Raw genomic sequence first — 21,428 nt, 5'->3', positions numbered from 1 at the left:
TCTAACTTTCCAACCTCAACTTAAGCTCTTGTGCCAATTCAGATAAGTTATCTACACGCTCCCGCTTTACTAATTCAGTCACAATTTCCTGTGCAAGTTCGTTCTGCTGCTGAAGTTCTTTGTCTGTCAGGATTTTGCTTAAAGGCTGACTACGCACCTCATACATTTTCTGAATAAATAGTTGGTAAAGCGGATCTCGATATTCACGGGAGAACCCTAAATCATCAAGATAAGAACTTAATTGATTTAGTTTTTCTTCTTCTATTTGACTCAAGCTTTCTTTTGCTTTCCTGGCAAGTAAGATATTGCGCTCTTCTAACTTTCTTAATGTCGGGCGATCTAAAGTAGATGGCAAGCCGAACATATCGCTTTTCAAAAGTCCTGAAACTCCCATTCCTTGGGGATGTTCAACTGGAGTTTCAACGGTAGATTGACCATGCTCTTTGCGTAGGATTCTGACTTGCTCAAGTCGTAAACTTCCTATCATGAGTGGATCGTGGGTTGTAATAATTATTTGAGAGTCACCCGCTAATGTTTCTTGCTCATTACTAAGAACTACTTTTTCAATTTCTTCAAAATAGCGCAGCTTCCAAATAGGGTTGAGATGGGTGTCAGGTTCATCTAAAAGGAAAAGGCAATCATCCATCTTGGTAATACGCATTAGACCAAGTACTGTGAGTAGCTGTAGTTCTCCTTCAGAAAGTTGACTGAAATTAATATTCCCATCCGAGTCTTTGAGCTTAAAGTTGATACGAACTTCTTCAATCAAATCTCCAATGTAAGAAGCTTCTGCATAGCGAAAGAACCGATCAGCTTCTCCTACTAAGTCTCCCAATTGCTGTAATCTTTCTTTATCAGGCAAAAAAAGGTATAGTTGTTGTTGCTTCTCAGTCCGACCCCGAAAGTCAATCTGCTTACTGACTGTATCCTCTATCGGCGCAACTGCTAATCCCCAAAGGTTATGCAGAAATTCGTTAACAGCTGTGCCACGGGCATACCAGAAACGTTTATCTCCCTCCAAAATATCTTTCTCTTTAGGTTGGCGTAGACGATATGGTTGTTTGAGAACAAACAATGCTGAATCGAGTTCTTCAATATTTAGATCTTCGAGTAATTCAGTGAATAGTTCATCTTTAGAAAGTAAACAGGCCAGTAGCACTAATTGACTATGACCACTGCGGCAATAAAACAAGCGCCGCAATTGATCTTCTCCAAGCTGTTCACGCTGTCTATCGGTTCGGCGTTTATATTCAGCAAGTGCCTCTGCCCGTTCTTCTTGTTCAGCAAAATCCAAAAGCAATTGTTCAGGCAAATACTCTTCTGAAGTTACTTCCATTTGTTTGTTAAAACGTCTCTGATGAGCTTGAAAGAGTCGTTCAATTCGACTATTTTTACCAGAGTAGTAAACAAACACATTGGATGGCAGGTATTCTCGCGCTTCATTATTGAGTTGTTTGGCGGATCTTCGTTTACCATCAATTATGACAGTAGGACGCTTTCCATGCACTGCTTTAAGCTTAATGTTGTGGTCGCGGATACTATAGTCCATTTCGTAATCAAAGCTAGCTGACTGATTCAAATCCAGATCACGAAAGATTGTAATAACAGCTTCAATTAGGTTTGATTTACCGGAACCGTTGGCACCTATTACAGCATGACTATTAAACGTCCGCTGCCCTCCTTCTAGATTCGGATCTTCCACGCTTTCGGTAAACGTAATTTCAAAGTCCTGGAGGTTTCTAAACGCTGGAAGTTTAAGACGCTGCAAGTGCATTAGCTCGCCTCCACCTCTCTCACATCGGCTGGTTCTGGTTGAACAATCCACCCCCTTGCCATTTCAGTTTTAAGCTTTTGATAAAAAGCATCTATTTCTAAACCAGAAGCTTGCCATAAGTTTTTGGCTGATAGTTCTCCATTATTTCTTATTAGTATGGCTGCAAGTGCTGCTCGTTCACTATTAGCTGGACTAACTCCTATGCGTAGATTTGAAACAAGTTCAGTTTTCGGAACTTTCATCTTTGACTGCACCTCAGTTTGAACACCTGTAATAGATTTAACCGCAGCAGATGACAGCATTGTCGCAACATCATTTAAAGCTTGCTGTTGGGCCTTTAGTTTTTGAATAATCGAAATTAAGTACTTAACCTTTTGAACAATCTCAATTTGTTCAGAAGTCGGTGGGATAGGTAAAGGGAACTTACGAAGTTGCGTCATATTTATCGAAGCTAAATTAGTAGTTTGTTTTGAAGCCCCTGCAAAATAATCACGGCCTACCGCAGAATTCAAGACTAATTCAACCCATTCCTTCATTAACAATGGAGAAGATGACCTTGCCTTAAATACATGATTCTGGTGAAGACAATCACGTATTTCTCCTTTCCAAATAGCAGTCCGTCCAACCTTATCCCAATCACCTCCTTCAGTGATTAACAAATCACCGCTTTCAAGACTATATTTATCAACATGCTCAACTGGAACATTAATATACTTCACGCTTGTTAAATCAAAGAAGCCTCGTTGCACATTTGCTACACTCAGGTATTGAAAAGAGCGAACCTCTTTACCCTTGAGTTTATGCCCTTTTGTTATACCGCCAGTTATTACAACTACTTCGTCCAATGGTAGTACCCCCCAATGAGAAGGATATACGTTCATATCATAAGTGCTTGGAGAAATAGATTTTCTAGTGCGCAACCAGCCATTTTCTCTATACTCACTCTTTAGAGTAAGACATGCTTCCTTGATTTTTCCAAGTGATGGAGATTCGTCAGTCGAAATATGTAATAAGCCCTGCACGGCAAGCTTTATGAGACATTTTTCCAAGTCTGCCAAACTCTCTACATCATCTAAAATAATCTCCATATGAGCATTGACCCTAGACAGAGCCACTTCTAGTTCCATGGAATTTTCAGCATTAGACAATGCGTTCAAAGTCGCAGATCTGGCAAGCTTAGCAAGTCTTGTACGTTCTTTTTGCTGAGCTTTGAGCTTATCGCAAAGAACCGTCAATTCATTTGTTTTCTCAACAATCTGTTTTTGCTCTTCAATTGATGGCAGCGCAGCTGGCAAAGCCATCAGTTGGCGTTGCTTAATCCCTGAAACAGTAGTGCCAGTTCCTTTTATTATTCTAGTTCGATAGAGAATATAGAAAAAGTCGGAATCAACTTCAACAGGAAGCTCTAATGCTTTAAGATCTTGGTTAATAGTTGTCTCAATTTCGTTAATGACGATTTTGCCAAGGCCCATACGTGTCGATACGATCACACGTCCAGGAGGAATTAAGTTGGTAGAGCTATTTAGGAGTCCATCTCTTGTTATAAAGTCTTCTGTTTCTTTTAAGTATTTTTCATCTCGTAGATCTTTGACACTAGCCCACGGTATATCTCCTCCCCAGTAAGCAGGATTAGACTTTGATGGTGTTCCGCCACCAGTGATAGTAAGAACAAGATCACCAATGCGACAAGGTGCCCAATGCTTTGGGGCCCGAACTTCACTTGGAGACAACTTAGTTTGCGGTGGTACAACTTTTCTCTGTTCAGGATGAATGGCCTTTTGCTCACGAATTGAATCAAGCAGTGGTCTAGCATCTACACCACTATCATCAGATAACAAAGCTCCTGTTGCTGCCAAGAAAAAGCTTATTTCTTTGAGCTTTTCAACTCCATCTGGCAGTGACACAATGTAATTGAAACTAGAAAGAAATTGTTTGACATTCATCACTTATCCTCCATATTTTGTAAGTGATGAGCTATAGCTGTGCCGAGTTCAATTTTTAGCAGTTCATGTGTTTCTTCTATATCGGATAGGATCACCTTATATCTATCTAACAATGCATCAGGATCGTGCTCCTCTTCCACAAGAATATTAGGGTTTTTGATGTCAAGATTGTATATTGGCCAGTATAAAAGATCCCCAGAATCTTGGGCGTCACGAGCTTTCAGTCGTAATTGCTCTACCTGAGTATGCAAATCAGAAATTTGACTTTCAACTAAAGCACGCTTCTTTGACTCAGTTACTTTTCGAAGGTCTTTCCTCAAGTCGCGAATCTGATTCTCTATATCGGAAGCTTGATTATTTAAATCTTGAGCCTTATCCCAGTGCGGCTTTGCTTTTGTCTCGGCATCCTGTTTCTTTTTCTTAAAATCAAGTTTCCAGACATGTTCACTCTCCTGGCGTTCTGAAAAGTCATTCTCCTCCTGTCCCCACCAAGATTTTTCTTTTGAAAACTCTTCAAGACGAATAGGCTTAGTTTTCGAGTAGCTTTTCCTACCTTTTGGATATGGATGCTCATAGAACCAAATGGTTTCAGTTGGTTTACCCTTGGTGAAAAAAAGTAGATTAGTTTTAATACTTGTGTATGGAGCAAACACACCATTTGGTAAACGAATGATAGTGTGTAGATTACACGTCTCCATCAGAAGTTTTTTGACTCTGCTCTTAATCCCCTCTCCAAAGAGGAAGCCATCAGGCAATACCACAGCCGCACGTCCACCGTCTCGCAGCAATTTTTCCACTATGAGAGTGATAAACATATCAGATGTTTCACGCGTTTGCAGCCCATCTGGATAGTCACTACCTACGCCTTCGTCTTCCATTCCACCAAAAGGCGGATTAGTCACGACACAATCAACTGCCTCATCTATAGGCCAACTATCCCAAGGCCAAGCCAGAGTGTTGCGTCTATCTGCCTGGTTAGGTAACTCAATGTTATGCAGCAGTAGATTAGTGGTACAAAGGAGATGTGGCAGTTGTTTCTTCTCAAATCCAACAATGGATTTTTCAATAGCCTGATAATCTTCTTTGCTAGCATTCTTAGGCAATTGAGCACGTAGATGGTCAATGGTAGCGGTGAGAAAGCCTCCTGTCCCACAAGCTGGGTCCATAACAACTTCTCGTTTAGATAAACGAGGATTCACCTGTTGAACCATAACTTTAGTAATCGCTCGTGGAGTATAAAACTCACCAGCATTACCTGCAGAGCGTAGATCATTAAGGATTTGCTCATAAATATTGCCGAGATTTTGTCGAGTTGTAAAGTCAAGAAAGTTGATTTCTTCGTTAAGTTTGCCAATTACCTCTAGCATTAAATTGCCAGATTTCATGTAGTTATTAGAATCCTCAAAAACCTTAGAAACCAAGTTACTGAGAGGGTCTTCAATAACTCCTATTTCTTTATTCTCAGATTCCCCGCCATCTTTACTCCCTGAAAGCTCTCTTAGAGTAGGAAAAAGTGTATTATTTACAAAACCAATGAGTTTACCAGTGTTTTTAGGCTTGTTTTTTACGTTTTTCTCCGGGACATGGGCCGCCCAATTGCGCCAACGGCATTTTTCTGGAATCGGAGATTTATAATCCTTTTTACTTTCTTCCCACTCCTCTTCACGCTGATCCAAAACCTTTAGAAAAAGCATCCAGGTTAGCTGACCAATTCTTTGTGCATCACCATCTACACCATCATCCTTACGCATAATATCTTGGATAGACTTGATAGTGGTGCTTAGGCTCATAGATAAATGACCACAACTTTGATATTGAACAACTACGACATGAAAAAATGTGTAGCAGCTCGAAATTTTAGCATTTAAGAGACCAATAAAACTTGTTAAAAATAAAAGTTAATGATATGACTGTCTAAACTCTTGATAAAATCGACTTTTTCAGTGTAGTTGCCGAGTTCTCTCAGTAAGTTTTCCTGATTTCAGATCCAGATAAACACATTTTTCCTGTGCCCACCCCACCCACCGCGAAACTTACTAGCGCATCACCTTTTTACATAATCCGACCTCCACCAATCGCCCTCGGGCAACTATGGACCATTGCTGAGCATCCACATCAAGCTTAATCATCAAAATCCAACCGCAACCTTAACATTGACATCAATGTTAAGGTTTTAAACTGGCAGATAGTATCCTACGTAACAGATCACTATGGCTGCCAACGCCTTTGCACCGCCGCGTCTCTCGGCCTCATTCAAAGCTTTATTCAAACACCACCCCGAAGCAGTCGCCGCGATCGCATGTGCCATCCTGGTCTTACTAGGCTGGCAATCCCTCAACTTTGGCTGGGTAGGCGGCGGCCTTTTTATCCTCACCGCAGCCTACGTCATCGGCGGATTCGACAGCGCCCGTGACGGCCTCACCACCCTGCTACAAGAAAACGAGCTAGACGTCGATTTACTCATGATTGTGGCAGCTCTGGGCGCGGCCAGTTTGGGGCTATGGCGGCAAGAATACTACCTGATCGTCGATGGCGCAGTCCTGATCTTGATCTTTGCCATCAGTGGCGCGTTAGAAGGCTACGCCATGCAGCGCACCGAACGCAGCATCCAGGGGCTGATGGGCTTAACGGCAGATACCGCCCGACTGGTGAACCACGGGCAGGAGCGCACCGTCCCCATTGATAGTCTTAAGGTGGGCGATCTCATCTTGGTCAAGCCGGGCGAACTGGTACCCACCGATGGCACGGTGGTAGACGGCGCCAGTATCCTCAACCAGGCTTCCATTACAGGAGAATCTGTGCCCGTAGACAAAACCATTGGCGATGAAGTCTTTGCCGGTACGCTAAATGGCCACGGAGCCCTGCGGATTCAGCTGCATCAACCGCCAGAAAGCAGCCTAATTCAGCGGGTAATCCGGCTGGTGCAACAGGCCCAGACAGAAGCGCCCCCCTCCCAAGAATTTATCGAACGGTTTGAGCGGGGCTACGCCAAAGTAATTGTTATCGGTGGCATACTGCTGGCCATACTACCGCCGTTTCTGTTGGGATGGACCTGGGAAGAAACCATTTATCGAGCCCTGATTTTTCTAGTGGTGGCCTCCCCCTGCGCCCTGATGGCCTCGATTATGCCCACCCTGCTATCGGGCATTGCCAACGGAGCCCGCCGAGGCATTTTGTTTAAGAATGGAGCCCAGTTAGAACAAATTGGACGGGTGCGGGCAATAGCCTTTGATAAAACCGGTACCCTCACCACAGGCCACCTGCAAGTTGTAAACGTCCTAGCAGCGCAGCCCGACTCCACCCAACTGCTCCAGGTAGCCGCCGCCCTAGAGAGTCTATCGGAACATCCCATTGGCGAAGCCATTGTGCAGGCAGCCCGCCAACAAAACCTAACCTGGACCACAGCCACCAACGGCCAGGCCCAGGCCGGACAGGGCATCACCGCCGATCTGGACGGTCAGAGCACCGCCGTCGGTAAAGCGGACTTTGTTCGCACCCAGGTAAACAACATTTCGCCCCATTGGCTAGAACAAAGCCAGCAATGGGAATCCGAGGGTACAACGGTGGTCTGGGTTGCCCAGGCCGGAGACCTGTTGGGACTGATTGCCGTGGCGGATAGGGTACGACCTGCCGCTGCCCAGGCGGTAGCCCACCTCAAACAGTTGGGCGTAGAGCATGTGGTCATGCTGACGGGGGACAATCCCCGCACCGCCAACAGCATCGCTGAGCAAGTCGGGGTTAATCAGGTTTACGCAGACCTGTTACCCGAAGATAAAGTCGACGTGATTCGTAAACTTCAACAGCAGTATCACACCGTTGCCATGGTTGGCGATGGCATCAACGATGCCCCAGCCCTGGCCCAGGCCACCGTTGGCATTGCCATGGGGGCGGCGGGTAGCGATGTGGCCCTAGAAACCGCTGATATTGTCTTGATGGGCGATCGCCTGGAGCGGTTAGAACACGCGATTCGTTTGGGTCGTCGCGCCCAGCGCATCGTCAAGCAAAATATTGTCTTTGCCCTAAGTTTTGTCGTGATTTTGTTAATTCTGAATTTTGCAGGCAATATCACACTCCCCTTTGGTGTGCTAGGCCATGAAGGCTCCACAGTGCTGGTCACGTTGAGTGGCTTGCGGTTGTTGCTGGTTGATGGGTTAAAGAAAGCAAGCTAAAGAGAAGACAAAAATTATCTGTTTTTTGTCCAATCAGACTCCGTTTGTTTAGCCGTTTTCTCCGCCAACCCTAATCCATGGGTTTTGTTGACTAAGTAGGTTGACCCGATGAGCTATCAGATGTCGAGGCCCCTTTTTCCTTTCTTGAATGCCCCTTGGGCTATATCCTGGGGGAGACTAGACTCAAAGCCCCCAGAATTGGGGGTTTGGGGGCAAAAAACGCGAAGTCAAAATGCCTGTTCATATCTTATAAAAGATTGAGTTCACCCACTTAAATGCAGACCCATGTCAATTGTTCATTTTGGTTATACATAACAGATCGACATTCAGCAATCAGAAACCTACGTGGCTCTCCTGGTAGGCTGTTCGCGATTTGAGTCGCTCGACGTAACTCGCAACCTTTGGCGATGCCGTCATCATATTGAAGCCGCAAAAGAATGCGAGCGTACCACCAAAGACAACATCTGCTGCAGTGAACGTTTCCCCGAGTGCCCAGCCGGTAACCGGTGTCATCGACTCGACTGCGGCCATAGCCCGCGGCATATCACCCCACCCCATGGTGTACGGCTTAATATCCTTGATCCCAAGCGAGGTGATCGACAGCAGCGGCTCAAGGGTGGTCCCCGGAAAGAAGAGATACCGATAGTATCTGCCGCGCTCTGGTGAGCCAGGAGATGGTGCAAACCCCTTCTCGGCAAACTTATCAGCCAGATATGCACAAATCGCGGCAGCTTCGGTGATAACAGCGTCGCCATCGACGAGGGTGGGGACTTTGCCCATGGGGTTGATGGCCCGGTACTCGGGCGAGTTTTGCTCACCGGATTGGATATCGATGACGATCCTTTCGTGCTCGGCGTCGAGTTCCTTAAGCATCCAGTCAGACGTCAAGGCCCGGCTCATCGGGTTGAAGTAGTGCTTCATTTGTATAATCCCATCCGTTCGATGATTTTATCACACAGCATCGAACATTTGTACTATACAGAAAAACTCTTATTAGAGCGAATGTTCCAGTCTAGCTACCTGAAACAGGGTGGATATAGCGTTTCTCAAATGGATTGAATACATTCCACTCACGATTCACGATTCACCACTCACTTACACCACCAAAATTTATTCATCTCAACCAGGAACCGCATATGCTGATTGTTCGTAGTATATCTCGCCAAGTTGGATGGATCGGCTTCAATGTATCCATTTTACTGCCGATGCCAGCGGACGGCTCCATTGGTACGAAACACCCTCCCTTTCCGCCTTCCGACTTCAATCTTCTGGCTCATCAATATGTTCAGACGCTTCGCGATACAGATTAAAAATATGTTGATCCTTAAGACAGTAAATAACATTTCGCCCTTGCTTGACATAACCCACAAGTCTCATGGTGCGTAAGACCCGCAATTGGTGAGAGACTGCAGAATCTGTCATCTCCACGGCTGCGGCCAAATCACTCACCCGCATTGATTGCAAAGCCAGGGCTGACAAAATGCGCCAGCGGTTGGGGTCGCCAAGAACTCCAAAGAATTCTGCCATTCGCTGTGCCTTTTCCAGACTCAGAATTTGCTGAATCGGCAAGCCTCCATCCTTATGGAGATCGCCCTGAGTCCCCGATAGGCCGGAGGAGGGGGGCTTGGCGGACTGTTCAGAGGTCATAGGATCAAAGGTACATCCAACATTTATGGCGAATTCTTGGGAAATATCAAGCTTGCCCATCCTAACACCTGAATACCTGTACATGTGTTAGGGTTAAATACATGAACAAGTGTTCAGGTGTTAGGCCCTACACCGGGCGAATAAATATCCAAAATTCACAATGATTGGAGGCGACGATGGTTTGTACAATTCATGAGAATCACGACCATGCCCATGGTCCAGGCTGTGGTCACACGGCCATCAAACATGGTGACCACATCGATTATCTCCACGATGGCCATCTGCACCATCCCCATGGAGATCATGTGGATGAGCATGTGATCGAGGTGACTGATATCAACCCAGACGCCTGTACTGAGGGCCATAACTGCACGGGGCATGATAGCAACCATGTCCATGGACATGGCTGTGGCCATGAAGCAGTCCCCCATGGTGACCATGTGTGCTACATCGTGGATGGTCACCTGCACTATCAACATGACGGCCACTGCGATAACCATGGTCCAGTGGAACTGGTGGCTAGCTGAACTAAATGATTTAGCAATTTAGTAATTGTTGTCTCGTTAACTTGAAATTCAATACCAGATTTGCTGGATAAGCTCCACATTGTTGTAGCTTATCCAGCATTGTTGTGGGCTCCCCTTATGCATAGAACTGGTAGCCTTTTTTATTGTCTAGCTCTGGAACTTGAGGATGTTGTCTAAGGGATTAAGCCACTCTATTTAAACCCTTTCCCTTTCGTCATTTCAGTCCACACCCACAATTCCCCATCACTACCCCCAGCCGCTAAGCGATCGCCCTGCCCAGACCAGGCCAAACACGAAAAACCAGCGCCCCCTTCCAACCGTTGCGCAATCCGCTTAGCCTTTTGCCACAAATACAAACAACCATCCGCGGCCGCAGAGGCCAGCAACAACTCACCGGGCCGAAATCCAATGGCCCGCACCATGCCCTCATGGTCCTCCAACACCTTAGGATTCCAACCTTCCGCTTCCTTCGCCGCCTTGGTCCACACCACCACACCCTCAGCACTGGCCGAAGCCAGCAATGGCGCATCCCGCACCGTCGGTTGCGACCAGGCCAACTGTCGCACCTTGCCAGGAAACCCCTGCATCCGCCAAGGAGAAGGATGATCCGCTGCCCACACCAACACTGAGCGATCATTGTTCCCTGAGGCCAGGTAATTGCCATCCGGCGACCAGGCCACCGCCACGCTAGCCCCGCCCACTTCTCTCACCACCGGGTCCTCATCCCAGTCCTGGGACTTCCAGGTTTTAATGCTCTGGTTTCCCCCCAGCGATAGCCGAGTTCCCTGAAAATTCCAGGCCAGGTTTAACACAGACGAATCTTCAAAATTTAAGGTGGTAACAACCGTTTGTTCCACCGCATGCCACACCTGCACATAGCGACCAAAGCTAAAGGCCAGCTCTGGAGCACTGGGGTGCCACTGCAGCCGATCAATCCAGGTCCGCTTATGCTCCAAGGTGGTTAGCAGTGCGGGCTCATCGCCATCAAGCTGCCAGATCCATACTGTCCCTGCCTGCCCGCCAGCGGCTAGAAATTTGCCATCGGCGGAGATGCCCAGGGCGTCTACGGACTCTCCTTGGCCGCTTTGTAGGCATTGAGAGTCGCCTGTTTCAGGGGTGTAGAGTAGCACCTCGCCTGCACCAGAGCTGGCGGCGAGTTGGGTGCCGTCGGGGGACCAGGCAATGGCGGTTACGTAGTCGGAAAGTTGGGTATCCCACAGGGGTTTGAGTACAGTTGGTTTATGCTTTTTTGTTTTTAGTATGTTTCTGGGCATTGCTGGCTAGGGAGATTGTTGGGGAAACTCAGATCTTGCACCTGGCGGAGTGGCGTTATCTCGCCCTGTACTCAAAGTAACAGGGCTAATTGGATCAAAACCCATTAAAGGGGTTAAGAAATCGTCAAAAGCTAAATACATAGGCTTTCAGCCGATTTTGTCGCTTTAGCGACAGCACTCAATTAGCGTTCGGTTTTGAACCGTGCGTGGGTTGGAGGCTCACCACCAACATTAGTGCAAGATCTGAGTAATAGCGATAGGTCGGGGTTACGGTGGGGTCGATGATCAATGTTCTGGATCGATGTCTGCGAAAAATGCAGCGCATAAAATTCGAAGCAGAAGTTGTTGCCTATTAGCTCGCTACCAAACAATCGCGGAAGCGTTCTTCTAACTTTAAGTTCTCCAGGTTACGACCGATGAAGACGAGTTCGTTTTTACGAGTCTCATCCGGTTTCCAGGGGCGATCCTGGCGACCATCCAACAACATGTGGATACCTTGAAAGACAAATCGATTATCTTCTCCGGCCATATTGAGAATGCCCTTCATGCGAAAAATATCGGGTCCGTGCTCCCGCAGTAGTTCGCCTATCCAGGCTTCTAGTTTGTCGCCGTCCAGCTCGCCGGACTCGACTAGGGCAACGGAACCGACGGTTTCGTCGTGTTCGTGGGCGGTTTCGTCGAGGAAATCTGGGTCGATTTGCAGGGCCTTATTCAGGTCAAAGGCGCTAACGCCCAGCAGGGCATCCATTTCAATTTGGGCATCACGGGTGCGGTGGATTTTGGCTAGGGCATTCATGCCCCGAATCCGCTGTTCCAGTTTGGTTAGTTCGTCTTCTGTGACCAGGTCAATCTTGTTGAGCAAAATCACGTCTGCAAAGGCGATTTGCTCGACGGCTTCTTCGGCTTCCCAATGCTGCCAGATGTGGCGGGCATCCACCACCGTTACCACCGCATCCAGCTGGGTCTGCATCTGCACTTCGTCATCCACAAAGAAGGTTTGGATCACGGGGGCGGGGTCGGCCAGTCCGGTGGTTTCAATTACCAGATGGTCAAATTTATCGCGGCGCTTCATCAGGTTGCCAATGATGCGAATCAGGTCCCCTCGCACGGTGCAGCAGATACAGCCGTTGTTCATTTCAAAGACTTCTTCATCGGCGTCCACGACTAGCTGATTGTCGATGCCCACTTCGCCAAATTCGTTGACGATGACGGCTACTTTTTTGCCATGCTCGTGGGTGAGGATGCGGTTTAACAGGGTGGTTTTACCTGCGCCAAGATAGCCGGTCAGAACGGTGACGGGTACGGTGTTGTAGATTTCTTCGGTGACCATGAATCGACTCCTTTGAATGGTGTTTATCTATGTGTGGAAGTATGCGATCAGGACTTGACCGTCATTACATTTCGCCTTTTATCCGGTGCCACTGCCAGGGTAATTGCATGGCTACCTGGTTATAATTGCATAAGAATGATAATCATTCTTGCCGCCAAAAGGTTGACTCGTTACCCTTTATTAACTTTTAGGGACGATGGCAATCGGAGTGTGGCCAGTCATAGATCAGTAGAATGGACCCATAGCACCTGATGAACCCTGCAAAATCTGTGACTAAACCCAAAAATGATGTCTGCCAAGTCCGCTGCTTCAACGAAGAGTTAGTCCAGCAGATCGGCCAGGTGCTTCCCAGCGACGACTTGCTGGAATCGGCTCAAGTTCTATTTGGGGCCCTAGCCGATCGGTCACGGCTAAAGATTTTGTATGCCCTGCGCAACGGCGAAGAGCTATGCGTCTGTGATGTGGCGTCCCTACTACAAATCAAGGTGGCAAGCGCCTCCCACCACCTGCGGAAGCTACGCGACCTGAGTATTTTGAAATACCGCAACGACGGCAAACTGGCCTACTACTCCCTCAAGGACCCACGGGTTGCCGATATTCTCTGCTATGCCCTCAAGCAACTCGTCGAATAGTCGGACCTTAACTGCAAATTCCTGAGGCTGCTGACCCCATTCAGGTCATTCTAACGATGGCTTGAATGTCATGCATTTTATGCTAACGTTCTAATGTTAGTTTGAATATTTGAGTAACTCTTTACGTCAACATTCTAATATCAATTTGAACATTTGATCGAACAGTCGGAGGTCACCATGGCTGAACATTGCTGTCAGGCTAAGGCCTGTGAAATTGCCAAGCTCAAAGAACGGCAGGCAAAGGTGCTTTGGGCCGTATTGCTAATCAATGCGGTGATGTTCGTTGTTGAGTTTGGGGCCGGTATCCGAGCGGCTTCGCTGTCACTTACTGGGGACTCGCTGGATATGCTGGGGGATGCCCTGGTGTATGCCAGCAGTTTGTATGTAATTCACAAAAGCACCAGAGCCCAGGCGGGGGCCGCCATGTTCAAGGGTCTAATTATGTTTTTGTTTGCCATTGCCGTATTTGCCAGGGCCACCTATCAGCTCTTTGCCGGGGCAAGTCCGGCAGGGTCCATCATGGGTGCAGTGGGGGTATTGGCGCTATTGGCCAACCTGGTGTGTTTGTTGTTGCTGACGCGCCACCGCAACGACAATTTGAATATGTCTTCCGTGTGGCTATGCTCCCGCAATGACATTATTGCCAACACATCGGTGCTGGTGGCCGCGGTGCTGGTATTCTTCACCCATTCAATTCTGCCCGATTTGGCGGTGGGGTTGTTATTAACGGTTGTTTTTGCTAAATCCGCTGGACAGGTGCTGTCACAGTCCTGGCGAGAGCTGCAACGGGCATAGCGTTATTAGAGCGTATTATTTTGTGGTCCCAACTCCTTAGGGCTGGCCATAGTTCACGCTTCTAAAGGCAAGCTGTCCATTCTCTGGACTAAATAGCGTATAGGTCGCCTGGCCAGGACTGCGACCCACCGAACCCACACCAATGACCTGGCGGGGTGTTTTGCCACAGTCCTGGGGAGCTTGCACACCGTCTAGGGTGGTGACCGTAGACCGCAGCGCCACCGGGGTAACCGAGCATTCAAAGGTGAGTCCGGAGCGGCCACAAAAAAGATGATTGGCATCGGCGCGGATCAGGCGATCGCACAGTTCAATTGCCGGTGTATCCGGCGTCAGCTCATCGGCATAGCTAACGGTGCTGCCATGGATTAATAAACAATCCTGCTCATGGAAGCCGAAGTGTTGCGATCGCAACCACCGCACCGACTCCCGAGATATCGACTTCCAAAAGGTTTTCACCCCATCGCCCCCCACTTTCGCCATCAGCTCCGGCGCATCCTGCAAACCGCTCACCCCGTACAAACTAAAACACTGCTCTTCCCACCAGCCCACACAGACCTGGGGCTCCAATTCTCCAGCGCGCGGCGACTGCAGCCGTTGAATGATCGCCTCATTATCTCCCTGCAGACCCACCACATCCCCCAGAATATAGAGATCGGTTACCGCCTGGTCCTGTATGTCCTGCAACACCGCCTCGTAAGCCGTCAGATTCCCTTCAATGCCACTTAAGATCGCCCAATTCACTGAATCATCTCTCCATTTGAATATCTAGCGCTCACACACATGGGTAGGATCATCCGCCCGCTCCGCAAACTCCATGCCCCGTGCCAACCGCCATGCAAAAATAGACGGCAATCCCTTTTCGAGGATGGCCAGACAGGTCTTGGTATAGTTGTAGGCCACTTCCCGCAGTGTGACCTGGGCTGTGTCCGTATCGTAGAGAACATAGGTGGCATTGGGCCGACCGTGGCGGGGTTCACCGACGGAGCCCGCGTTGATAATACGTTTTAGCGTTGCCTGAAACTGTTGGGGAGCGTCTGAGCGCGCCGGACTTTTTACCGTCACCGACAGTTTTGCATCCGCTAATTCCCGCACATAGGGCACATGGGTATGGCCACAGAACAACACATCGGCATCGGTAGAGAGCACCCGCTCCAGGGCCGCAAAGCCATCCATGCTGGGTAACAGATATTCGTGCTGACTGTTGGGGCTGCCATGGACAAAACACAGATTATCCCGTTTCAACGACAGGGGTAATGTGGCCAAATACTCCCGCACATCGGGCCGAATCTCTTTATTGGTCCACTCATGGGCCAGTTTGCCCCGGTGCTCCGCTAGCTGCGAAGGATAGCTACATTCACAGGCATTTAGCCCTTCCACAATGTCCTCATCCCAACAGCCCTGGCAGGTGGGAATCTCCAACGAGCGAATCTGATTTACCACCTCATTGGGGTAAGGGCCATAGCCCACCAGATCCCCAAGACAATAAATCTGATCGGCCTTTTGAGCCTCAATATCTGACAGCACCGCCTTCAGCGCTTCGTAGTTGCCATGGATGCAAGAGATCACCGCTAGTTTCATGCCACCACCCCTGGCTCAGTTTCTGCTGCTACAGTCTCGTCTTCTAATTGCAATTGTTGGTACTGCCGCTGGTACTGCAACAACACATCATCGGCTAAACAACAGGTCAACAATGCCTGCGCAATTGTCTTTTGCTCTAAATTGTGACCCACAATTTCCAAACCGCTAAAACGATCGGGACGTCCCTCTAGCCAGCGGGGTAACTTCAGTTCAGTGTATTCAATCCCCGGTAACCCTTCGACAAAATCCACATAAAACGCCTGACCATCCGGCAGTTCAAAAATGCCTTTTAAGCGCGTCACCTGACCGTAGGCACCCCCGGTCAGCTCAATCAACACTTCATCCAAACTGGGTGGGTCGAACACTTGCCCCGTCAGCGGCGATCGCCAAATGGTCGGTAGCTTGCCAGAAGCAGATGCAAGTTCCCCCGACACCTGCTGGTTGGGACTCGGGATCACCTCGTCTGCCCAGTTGTGCCATTCAGAGGAGTCTAAACTGGGCGGCACAATGGCGATCCGTCGCCCAGGCAACGCGACTAAAAGCGGCGAGCCCAGGTCCATATGAAAGCCTAGCTCGATAAACACCTGGGCCTGGTCCGGCAAATCGGCCAGCACGTCAGCCGCCTGGTCATCCGAAATAATCGACACCCAGGGAAAGCAATAGCCAATGCGGGCGAAATCAACCGCATCCTGGGCACAGGGACACAGATAAAACAAAGGACGGGATGGGTTGGCAAGAAACTGGCTGATCCAGGTGGTTTTACCCACCCCAGGGGGGCCAGCCACCAACGTCAGGTCAAAGGATTGCATAGGCGCTAACGGGCTTCAAGGGCAGGCATAAGGTCAGGCATTGGGTTCAAAACTTAACTTGACGGCTTACAACTAGATTTGCATTATAGGCCTAGAACGATAATCATTATCATTTTTTAGTTTTATTTATGGTTGCTGCGGAGCTGCCCAAGACGATTGATGTGGCCATTGTGGGGGCAGGTCCCCAGGCGTTAACCCTGGTCACGCATTTACTGAAAAAGAAGCCGTCCATGGGCGACCGCTTTGTGGTGCTGGATCCATCTGGGCAGTGGCTACGGCAGTGGCAGCATCAGTTTGCGGCCTATGAAATCCCCCATTTGCGATCGCCCGCCGTCCACCATCCCGATCCTAACCCCCACGCCCTGCGCACCTTTGCCGAGTCGCGGTTCGACGAACTGTTTCCCCCCTACGATTTGCCCGGCACCCAGCTATTCCAAGACTTTTGCCAGGAGTTAATCCGCCGCTGGCAGCTGCAAAATCGGGTAATTCCGGCCCAGGTGGAGCACCTGGAGCCCATCCGCCAGCGGGGACAACGCTTTCGTTTGACCATGGCCGATGGCCGGATATTAATCGCGCGGCGGGTGGTGTTAGCGATCTCGGGGGGCGTACCCCACCTGCCCGCCTGGGCTAAGGCCCTGCCCACCCACTATCCTGGCGAGCGGCTGTGCCATTCCCACCAGGTGGACCTGCGCCGACTCCGACTACAGGGAGAACAGATTTTGATTGTTGGTAGTGGTTTGACGGCAGGGCATTTGGCGGTGGGTGCGATCGCACGCGGTGCCCAGGTACTGATGATGGCCCGCCGCACCTTTTACGAAAAGCTGTTTGATGCCGCCCCCGGTTGGTTAGGGCCAAAATATCTCAAGGGGTTTCACGCCCAAACCTGTTGGCAAACCCGCTGGAAAATGATTCGAGATGCCAGAAATGGCGGCTCCCTCACACCGGCTGTCCTAACAAAATTGCGACGGCTGGAACGCAGCGGCAAACTCTCTTTTTATGAGCAGTGCGAGGTGCACTCTGCCACCTGGCAAGACAATACCTGGCAGGTGAGCTGTAACCACCCAGAGGCTCACCACTGTATTACCCACCTGCCCATTGACCGCATCTGGCTTGCCACGGGCAGTACGTTGAATATTAATCACTGGCCGTTGTTATCGGCAGTGCGGGAACAGTATCCGCTCACGGATGTGGAAGGTTTGCCGATACTCGATCAGCACCTGCGATGGCCCGGATGCAATCTATTTATTATGGGCGGTGCCGCTGCGCTGCGAGTGGGTCCCGTGGCGAGAAATCTGTTTGGTGGAAAATTGGCGTGCGATCGCATTGTTCCTGCACTGATTAAGTCTGATCGCCTTGGAGTTATCTCTTAATATTGCTATTTTTCTCAGTAATGAGATTTTATTGTTGCTCATCCCTGGGAAAACTGTTGCTCCAGGTTGCCTTTGAGACATTCAACGGCTCAAGACAATCGTTGTAACCGTTACCAGAAAATCGATCACAAACAGTACGATCCAACTAATGACGACGGCTGACGTCACCGATCGACCCACACCTTTGCCATGACATGCAGCCGTTAGCCCTCGACTACAGCTAGTAATTGCCATGGCTCCCCCAAATAGGCTGGCCTTCGCCAACACTGATAGGACATCCATAATGGCCAGCGATGAATGCACACCTTGCAAAAAGGTCTGGGCGGTGACGTCATAGAGCACCCCCGTGATGAACAAACCGCCAAGAACGCCGACAAATAAACCAATGATGGTCAAAAACGGTAACATCAGCGCGCAAGCTAGCACACGGGGCATGACTAGATAGTCAATCGGGTCCGTACGCAGCAGTTTCAGGGCGTCAATCTGCTCAGTCAGCTTCATAGAGGCTATTTCCGCTGCAAACGCAGACCCGACCTGACAGGCAAAGACAGCGGCTGTCAAAATGGGAGCGAGTTCACGGATGTAGCCAAATGCAAACGCACCGCCGATTTGGCCGATGGCACCATAGCGTATCAGCTCACGGGCTGACTGAGTAGCAAAAATCATGCCTGCAAATAGGTTAGTCAGCAAAACCGGCATCATCGCATCAGGTCCAGCACAGGCCAGATGCTCCATCATGTTTCGCCGATTGCAACGGCCGCGCACTAACCGGATGATAATCTGGCCAGTCAGTAGCACCATCATGGTGAGATGGAACCCAATATTTTCGGTCACCAGCGATGGTTGCACCGCTTGGTTTGCGATGGATTGATGCCGAGATCGGCTCCGATGAGGGAGGGCTTGCGATCGCTGCAGCCCGGATTTTGATACCGGCTTTGTCATGGATTCCCTCGTGTCAAAAACTGGCCTGGCGACGCACTGCCCACCGCTGGATATGTAAGTCACCGTTGCCGGTTGTTTGCTTTCCCAGCTTAGTGGGAACTTCGATGGGGCGGCTGGATGCCTAACACATCATTGGCATAACCGTGATAAATGCTGATGTCTGTGCAAAACAATACGGCTAGCAGGGTAAACGCATACTCAATTAAAACGCTTCAGCTCCTGACTCAGCCAAAATTCATATATTGTTTGTTGATAAATCCAATATACCCAAGGTGCACTGTTCAATACATGGGGCATTAGTCTCATTGGAGTTCAGGCTAAAGTCCTAAGAAATGCTGGGTCAATTGTCAGGGCGATGTCTTAATGGCTGCAGATGTTGCCTCAATTCGGCCCTGAGTTAGGAAGTATGCGTTCATAAATCGCATCAGCATTAGTCTTAGTATTACAACCAAAGAATCCATAAGCAAAGCAGTAGAAACCACTAGAAATGATTGCGGACGGGCAACTACAGGATGTCTTGGTTACTTATGCTACAAAGTACCGCATATTAGATGATAGTCTAGTAAATGTAGATGATTTCATATTCCTGGGTAAAAAAGTACGCCATAAGTACAATCATTTGGCGCACTTGACAGGAGAATATTGGACGTTTTTATCAGCTGATGGAGTACTACATAGAACGACAGAGGCTGAAGTGAGCTTTGGGTATGCACTACGGTAAAATTCTTTGTTCTATTGGGCTTGGTGCAATTGCGCTACTTAGCCTTTCAGTGCCCGCAAAGTCAGACGACACATCACCCATCAAATTTATCGACACGGAATGTTTTACTAAGTTAAATACAGCACCATCCAATACTCTTCGAAGTCAGAGAGTTGAGCTATATTACTACCGAAATGCAACAAATATAGCAGCTATTTTACAAGCCTTAAACGCATCCATTGAAGGCATAGGATGTCCAGTAGCCCTACCTGTTAATAGTTTTACACTTCCCGAGAATCTCTCCGAGGGCAAGCAGCCCCCTAATGGAGGAGAAGGTCCAGGAGGAAGAGGCGTGGGCACGGGTGGCGGCAACATCATATTACTCTACGGCAATTCAAAATATATACGGAACGCACACCGATTAATTACTACACTTGATTTACCTCTACCTGGCATTAGTTTACAACTATGGGGAGTCCAATTATCTAGCAGTGACCCCGATGACTTAGCAGAAACTCTTGCTGATGTTAGAAACAAAATTTCAGTAACTCAAGACTTATTGCGAACTACATTTGCTGCCGTGCAGGCCATATCGCAAGACGTACTAAAGGATAGTCAGCGCGTCGATCCAGCTTTTAAGACAATTGCAACAGGCTTGAGATATGCAGAAGCTATAAATGGTTTTGGCAGTGAATCTCTTATAGAAGTTACCCTCGCAGGGGATGCGATGAAAGATGACGAACGTCAAAGTTTCTATCAAAAGCTTTACGATGAAGCTCTTCTACCGGGAACCATTAAAAATGGACGCTTCGTAACCAAAGATCGTAATCTGCAACCTTATTTCGATGCCTACAAAACCCGAGTCAATCGTCCACCGTTCGAACGATTTTTCCGATCTCGCGGACTCAAAGCAGATTGTGCAGTACCTGAAAATTATGACGAGTCATCAAATGATGTATGTGAACAATGGAAATGGATAGAAGCCAGAGTAGATGATTTAGCTCCGCAAAAAGGTTTCCTTGCAGAAAGAATTACTAATTCTGAAAGGAAACAGATACTAGAGTTCGCTCATCAGTACACCGATTTTGTTTCACATCCTGATCATTTTGACCCTAATGAATTGCAAAGCACCTCTGAAGCTTTGAATACATTGCTACAGCGAAAATCAAGTCTACTTCAAAAAGATATTGAAGATTTTTGTGTTCGTCCAACCTTAGATGATATTCAAGAGATTGTAGATGACAATCAAAAAGTCTCCTATGCACAGGTTGGCCGAAGTACTATATCCACGCTAAATGGCGTACCAACCTCTCTGAATACGACATCCTACAGTACAGGCTTTGAAAATCGCCAGAATAATACCTTCGAGGACTTATTAGAGGCAATAACAACAACTCTCGGCATAACCAATCCTGATATAGATAGCATTGGGTCCCTAGCAATACCGCAAATCATCAATGTTATTGCAGAACTATCCAAAAAAGAGCAAGAAAACACACTATTCTCAGTTAGGACAGGAACTAATCTAACGTTTACCCCTGGCATATCGCGCAATTTAGGCGCTGCTGAAATCAATATTAGACTACAAATTACAGATCCTTCCATTTCACCTACAGAACAAGGGAATAATGTGCCATCGATTTCACGCATCGGCACACAAACGTTAGTGACCACAGTTTATACCCAAGCACTAGATTTCTTTGATCTTTCCACCTTTACCAGTCAAGCATCCGTTGATGGAGGCCGTTATGTAGTGCCTATTATTGGTCAAGTTTGGAATGCCATCTTTGACCCAATACCCATCCTAGGAAATTTGTTTAGTTTTGACAGGGGCAATCAAACGGTATTAAACGAAAGTCTGTTACTACAATACTCCGGACAGAATTAGGATACTAGAACCCCATAATCACAAAGGCTTGAATAGTTGGGGTGTGATTT

17 protein-coding genes are annotated in these 21,428 nt (G+C 48.3%); 6 read left to right on the top strand and 11 right to left on the bottom strand.

Features of this window, described 5'->3' with window-relative positions; translation table 11 throughout:
* Position 1: 1 nt before the first annotated feature.
* Genes IXB28_RS13360 through IXB28_RS13350 form a run of 3 tightly spaced genes read right to left on the bottom strand, consistent with a single transcriptional unit; the run spans position 2 to position 5,507 of the window.
* Entirely contained in the window at positions 2–1,774 is a 1,773-nt protein-coding gene (locus IXB28_RS13360) for an AAA family ATPase (protein WP_215619106.1), read from the bottom strand.
* The gene (locus IXB28_RS13355; RefSeq protein ID WP_215619105.1) at positions 1,774–3,717 is read right to left on the bottom strand and encodes a restriction endonuclease subunit S; all 1,944 of its coding nucleotides are present in this window, start codon (positions 3,715–3,717) and stop codon (positions 1,774–1,776) included. Before IXB28_RS13355 ends, IXB28_RS13360 begins: the two co-directional genes overlap by 1 nt.
* A complete protein-coding gene (locus IXB28_RS13350) occupies positions 3,717–5,507 on the bottom strand; it encodes a class I SAM-dependent DNA methyltransferase (protein WP_215619104.1) in 1,791 nt (596 codons plus the stop codon). The genes IXB28_RS13355 and IXB28_RS13350 overlap by 1 nt, the downstream gene beginning before the upstream one ends.
* A gap of 420 nt (positions 5,508–5,927) precedes the next feature.
* Here IXB28_RS13350 and IXB28_RS13345 point away from each other — a divergent pair, with 420 nt between their 5' ends.
* Entirely contained in the window at positions 5,928–7,886 is a 1,959-nt protein-coding gene (locus IXB28_RS13345) for a heavy metal translocating P-type ATPase (protein WP_215619103.1), read from the top strand.
* Positions 7,887–8,219: 333 nt separating this feature from the next.
* Here the strand turns inward: IXB28_RS13345 and IXB28_RS13340 are convergent, their stop codons facing one another.
* Both IXB28_RS13340 and IXB28_RS13335 read right to left on the bottom strand, forming a co-directional pair.
* Complete coding sequence (locus IXB28_RS13340) at positions 8,220–8,807, bottom strand: glutathione S-transferase family protein (protein ID WP_215619102.1); 588 nt, start codon at positions 8,805–8,807, stop codon at positions 8,220–8,222.
* 339 nt (positions 8,808–9,146) lie between these two features.
* Entirely contained in the window at positions 9,147–9,413 is a 267-nt protein-coding gene (locus IXB28_RS13335; protein WP_407659210.1) for an ArsR/SmtB family transcription factor, read from the bottom strand.
* A 296-nt stretch (positions 9,414–9,709) separates the two neighbouring features.
* Between IXB28_RS13335 and IXB28_RS13330 the strand changes: the two genes are divergently transcribed.
* Positions 9,710–10,060 carry a hypothetical protein gene (locus IXB28_RS13330; RefSeq protein WP_215619100.1) on the top strand — a complete coding sequence of 117 codons (351 nt, stop codon included), beginning with the start codon at positions 9,710–9,712 and terminating at the stop codon, positions 10,058–10,060.
* 191 nt (positions 10,061–10,251) lie between these two features.
* On the opposite strand, the gene IXB28_RS13325 is transcribed toward IXB28_RS13330, so the two are convergent.
* Both IXB28_RS13325 and IXB28_RS13320 read right to left on the bottom strand, forming a co-directional pair.
* A complete protein-coding gene (locus IXB28_RS13325; protein WP_216863035.1) occupies positions 10,252–11,334 on the bottom strand; it encodes a WD40 repeat domain-containing protein in 1,083 nt (360 codons plus the stop codon).
* A gap of 352 nt (positions 11,335–11,686) precedes the next feature.
* Positions 11,687–12,664 carry a CobW family GTP-binding protein gene (locus IXB28_RS13320; RefSeq protein ID WP_215619099.1) on the bottom strand — a complete coding sequence of 326 codons (978 nt, stop codon included), beginning with the start codon at positions 12,662–12,664 and terminating at the stop codon, positions 11,687–11,689.
* A gap of 251 nt (positions 12,665–12,915) precedes the next feature.
* On the opposite strand from IXB28_RS13320, the gene IXB28_RS13315 reads away from it, so the two are divergent.
* Together IXB28_RS13315 and IXB28_RS13310 are read left to right on the top strand one after the other, a co-directional pair.
* Complete coding sequence (locus IXB28_RS13315) at positions 12,916–13,296, top strand: ArsR/SmtB family transcription factor (RefSeq protein WP_215619098.1); 381 nt, start codon at positions 12,916–12,918, stop codon at positions 13,294–13,296.
* Positions 13,297–13,473: 177 nt separating this feature from the next.
* Complete coding sequence (locus IXB28_RS13310) at positions 13,474–14,091, top strand: cation transporter (RefSeq protein ID WP_215619097.1); 618 nt, start codon at positions 13,474–13,476, stop codon at positions 14,089–14,091.
* Between the two features lie 36 nt (positions 14,092–14,127).
* On the opposite strand, the gene IXB28_RS13305 is transcribed toward IXB28_RS13310, so the two are convergent.
* Genes IXB28_RS13305 through IXB28_RS13295 form a run of 3 tightly spaced genes read right to left on the bottom strand, consistent with a single transcriptional unit; the run spans position 14,128 to position 16,478 of the window.
* Positions 14,128–14,832: a metallophosphoesterase family protein gene (locus IXB28_RS13305; protein ID WP_215619096.1), complete on the bottom strand. Its 705-nt coding sequence runs from the start codon at positions 14,830–14,832 to the stop codon at positions 14,128–14,130.
* 24 nt (positions 14,833–14,856) lie between these two features.
* Positions 14,857–15,669: a metallophosphoesterase family protein gene (locus tag IXB28_RS13300; protein WP_215619095.1), complete on the bottom strand. Its 813-nt coding sequence runs from the start codon at positions 15,667–15,669 to the stop codon at positions 14,857–14,859.
* On the bottom strand, positions 15,666–16,478 hold the full coding sequence (locus IXB28_RS13295) for a GTP-binding protein (RefSeq protein ID WP_215619094.1): 813 nt from the start codon (positions 16,476–16,478) through the stop codon (positions 15,666–15,668). The genes IXB28_RS13300 and IXB28_RS13295 overlap by 4 nt, the downstream gene beginning before the upstream one ends.
* 128 nt (positions 16,479–16,606) lie before the next feature.
* On the opposite strand from IXB28_RS13295, the gene IXB28_RS13290 reads away from it, so the two are divergent.
* Complete coding sequence (locus IXB28_RS13290) at positions 16,607–17,848, top strand: SidA/IucD/PvdA family monooxygenase (RefSeq protein WP_215619093.1); 1,242 nt, start codon at positions 16,607–16,609, stop codon at positions 17,846–17,848.
* 81 nt (positions 17,849–17,929) lie between these two features.
* Here IXB28_RS13290 and IXB28_RS13285 read toward each other — a convergent pair whose 3' ends face one another.
* Positions 17,930–18,790 carry an MlaE family ABC transporter permease gene (locus tag IXB28_RS13285; protein ID WP_246559781.1) on the bottom strand — a complete coding sequence of 287 codons (861 nt, stop codon included), beginning with the start codon at positions 18,788–18,790 and terminating at the stop codon, positions 17,930–17,932.
* A 707-nt stretch (positions 18,791–19,497) separates the two neighbouring features.
* Here IXB28_RS13285 and IXB28_RS13280 point away from each other — a divergent pair.
* Positions 19,498–21,378, top strand: coding sequence for a hypothetical protein (locus IXB28_RS13280; protein ID WP_215619092.1), 1,881 nt, complete (start codon positions 19,498–19,500; stop codon positions 21,376–21,378).
* Positions 21,379–21,428 lie beyond the last annotated feature (50 nt).

The sequence above is a fragment of the Leptothoe kymatousa TAU-MAC 1615 genome (genome assembly GCF_018739865.1).
Taxonomy (GTDB): domain Bacteria; phylum Cyanobacteriota; class Cyanobacteriia; order Phormidesmidales; family Phormidesmidaceae; genus Leptothoe; species Leptothoe kymatousa.
The sequence above is the reverse complement of the archived record's forward strand: the minus strand, read 5'-3'. Positions and strand labels throughout refer to the sequence as shown.

What these genes read in the sequence shown, in the direction of transcription:
- IXB28_RS13345 (WP_215619103.1), top strand. Translation starts at nt 5,928, where the DNA reads ATGGCTGCCAACGCCTTTGCACCGCCGCGTCTCTCGGCCTCATTCAAA.
- IXB28_RS13280 (WP_215619092.1), top strand. Translation starts at nt 19,498, where the DNA reads ATGCACTACGGTAAAATTCTTTGTTCTATTGGGCTTGGTGCAATTGCG.
- IXB28_RS13355 (WP_215619105.1), bottom strand. Translation starts at nt 3,717, where the DNA reads ATGAATGTCAAACAATTTCTTTCTAGTTTCAATTACATTGTGTCACTG.
- IXB28_RS13360 (WP_215619106.1), bottom strand. Translation starts at nt 1,774, where the DNA reads ATGCACTTGCAGCGTCTTAAACTTCCAGCGTTTAGAAACCTCCAGGAC.
- IXB28_RS13330 (WP_215619100.1), top strand. Translation starts at nt 9,710, where the DNA reads ATGGTTTGTACAATTCATGAGAATCACGACCATGCCCATGGTCCAGGC.
- IXB28_RS13320 (WP_215619099.1), bottom strand. Translation starts at nt 12,664, where the DNA reads ATGGTCACCGAAGAAATCTACAACACCGTACCCGTCACCGTTCTGACC.
- IXB28_RS13290 (WP_215619093.1), top strand. Translation starts at nt 16,607, where the DNA reads ATGGTTGCTGCGGAGCTGCCCAAGACGATTGATGTGGCCATTGTGGGG.
- IXB28_RS13310 (WP_215619097.1), top strand. Translation starts at nt 13,474, where the DNA reads ATGGCTGAACATTGCTGTCAGGCTAAGGCCTGTGAAATTGCCAAGCTC.
- IXB28_RS13315 (WP_215619098.1), top strand. Translation starts at nt 12,916, where the DNA reads ATGAACCCTGCAAAATCTGTGACTAAACCCAAAAATGATGTCTGCCAA.
- IXB28_RS13335 (WP_407659210.1), bottom strand. Translation starts at nt 9,413, where the DNA reads ATGGCAGAATTCTTTGGAGTTCTTGGCGACCCCAACCGCTGGCGCATT.
- IXB28_RS13340 (WP_215619102.1), bottom strand. Translation starts at nt 8,807, where the DNA reads ATGAAGCACTACTTCAACCCGATGAGCCGGGCCTTGACGTCTGACTGG.
- IXB28_RS13285 (WP_246559781.1), bottom strand. Translation starts at nt 18,790, where the DNA reads ATGACAAAGCCGGTATCAAAATCCGGGCTGCAGCGATCGCAAGCCCTC.
- IXB28_RS13300 (WP_215619095.1), bottom strand. Translation starts at nt 15,669, where the DNA reads ATGAAACTAGCGGTGATCTCTTGCATCCATGGCAACTACGAAGCGCTG.
- IXB28_RS13295 (WP_215619094.1), bottom strand. Translation starts at nt 16,478, where the DNA reads ATGCAATCCTTTGACCTGACGTTGGTGGCTGGCCCCCCTGGGGTGGGT.
- IXB28_RS13325 (WP_216863035.1), bottom strand. Translation starts at nt 11,334, where the DNA reads ATGCCCAGAAACATACTAAAAACAAAAAAGCATAAACCAACTGTACTC.
- IXB28_RS13350 (WP_215619104.1), bottom strand. Translation starts at nt 5,507, where the DNA reads ATGAGCCTAAGCACCACTATCAAGTCTATCCAAGATATTATGCGTAAG.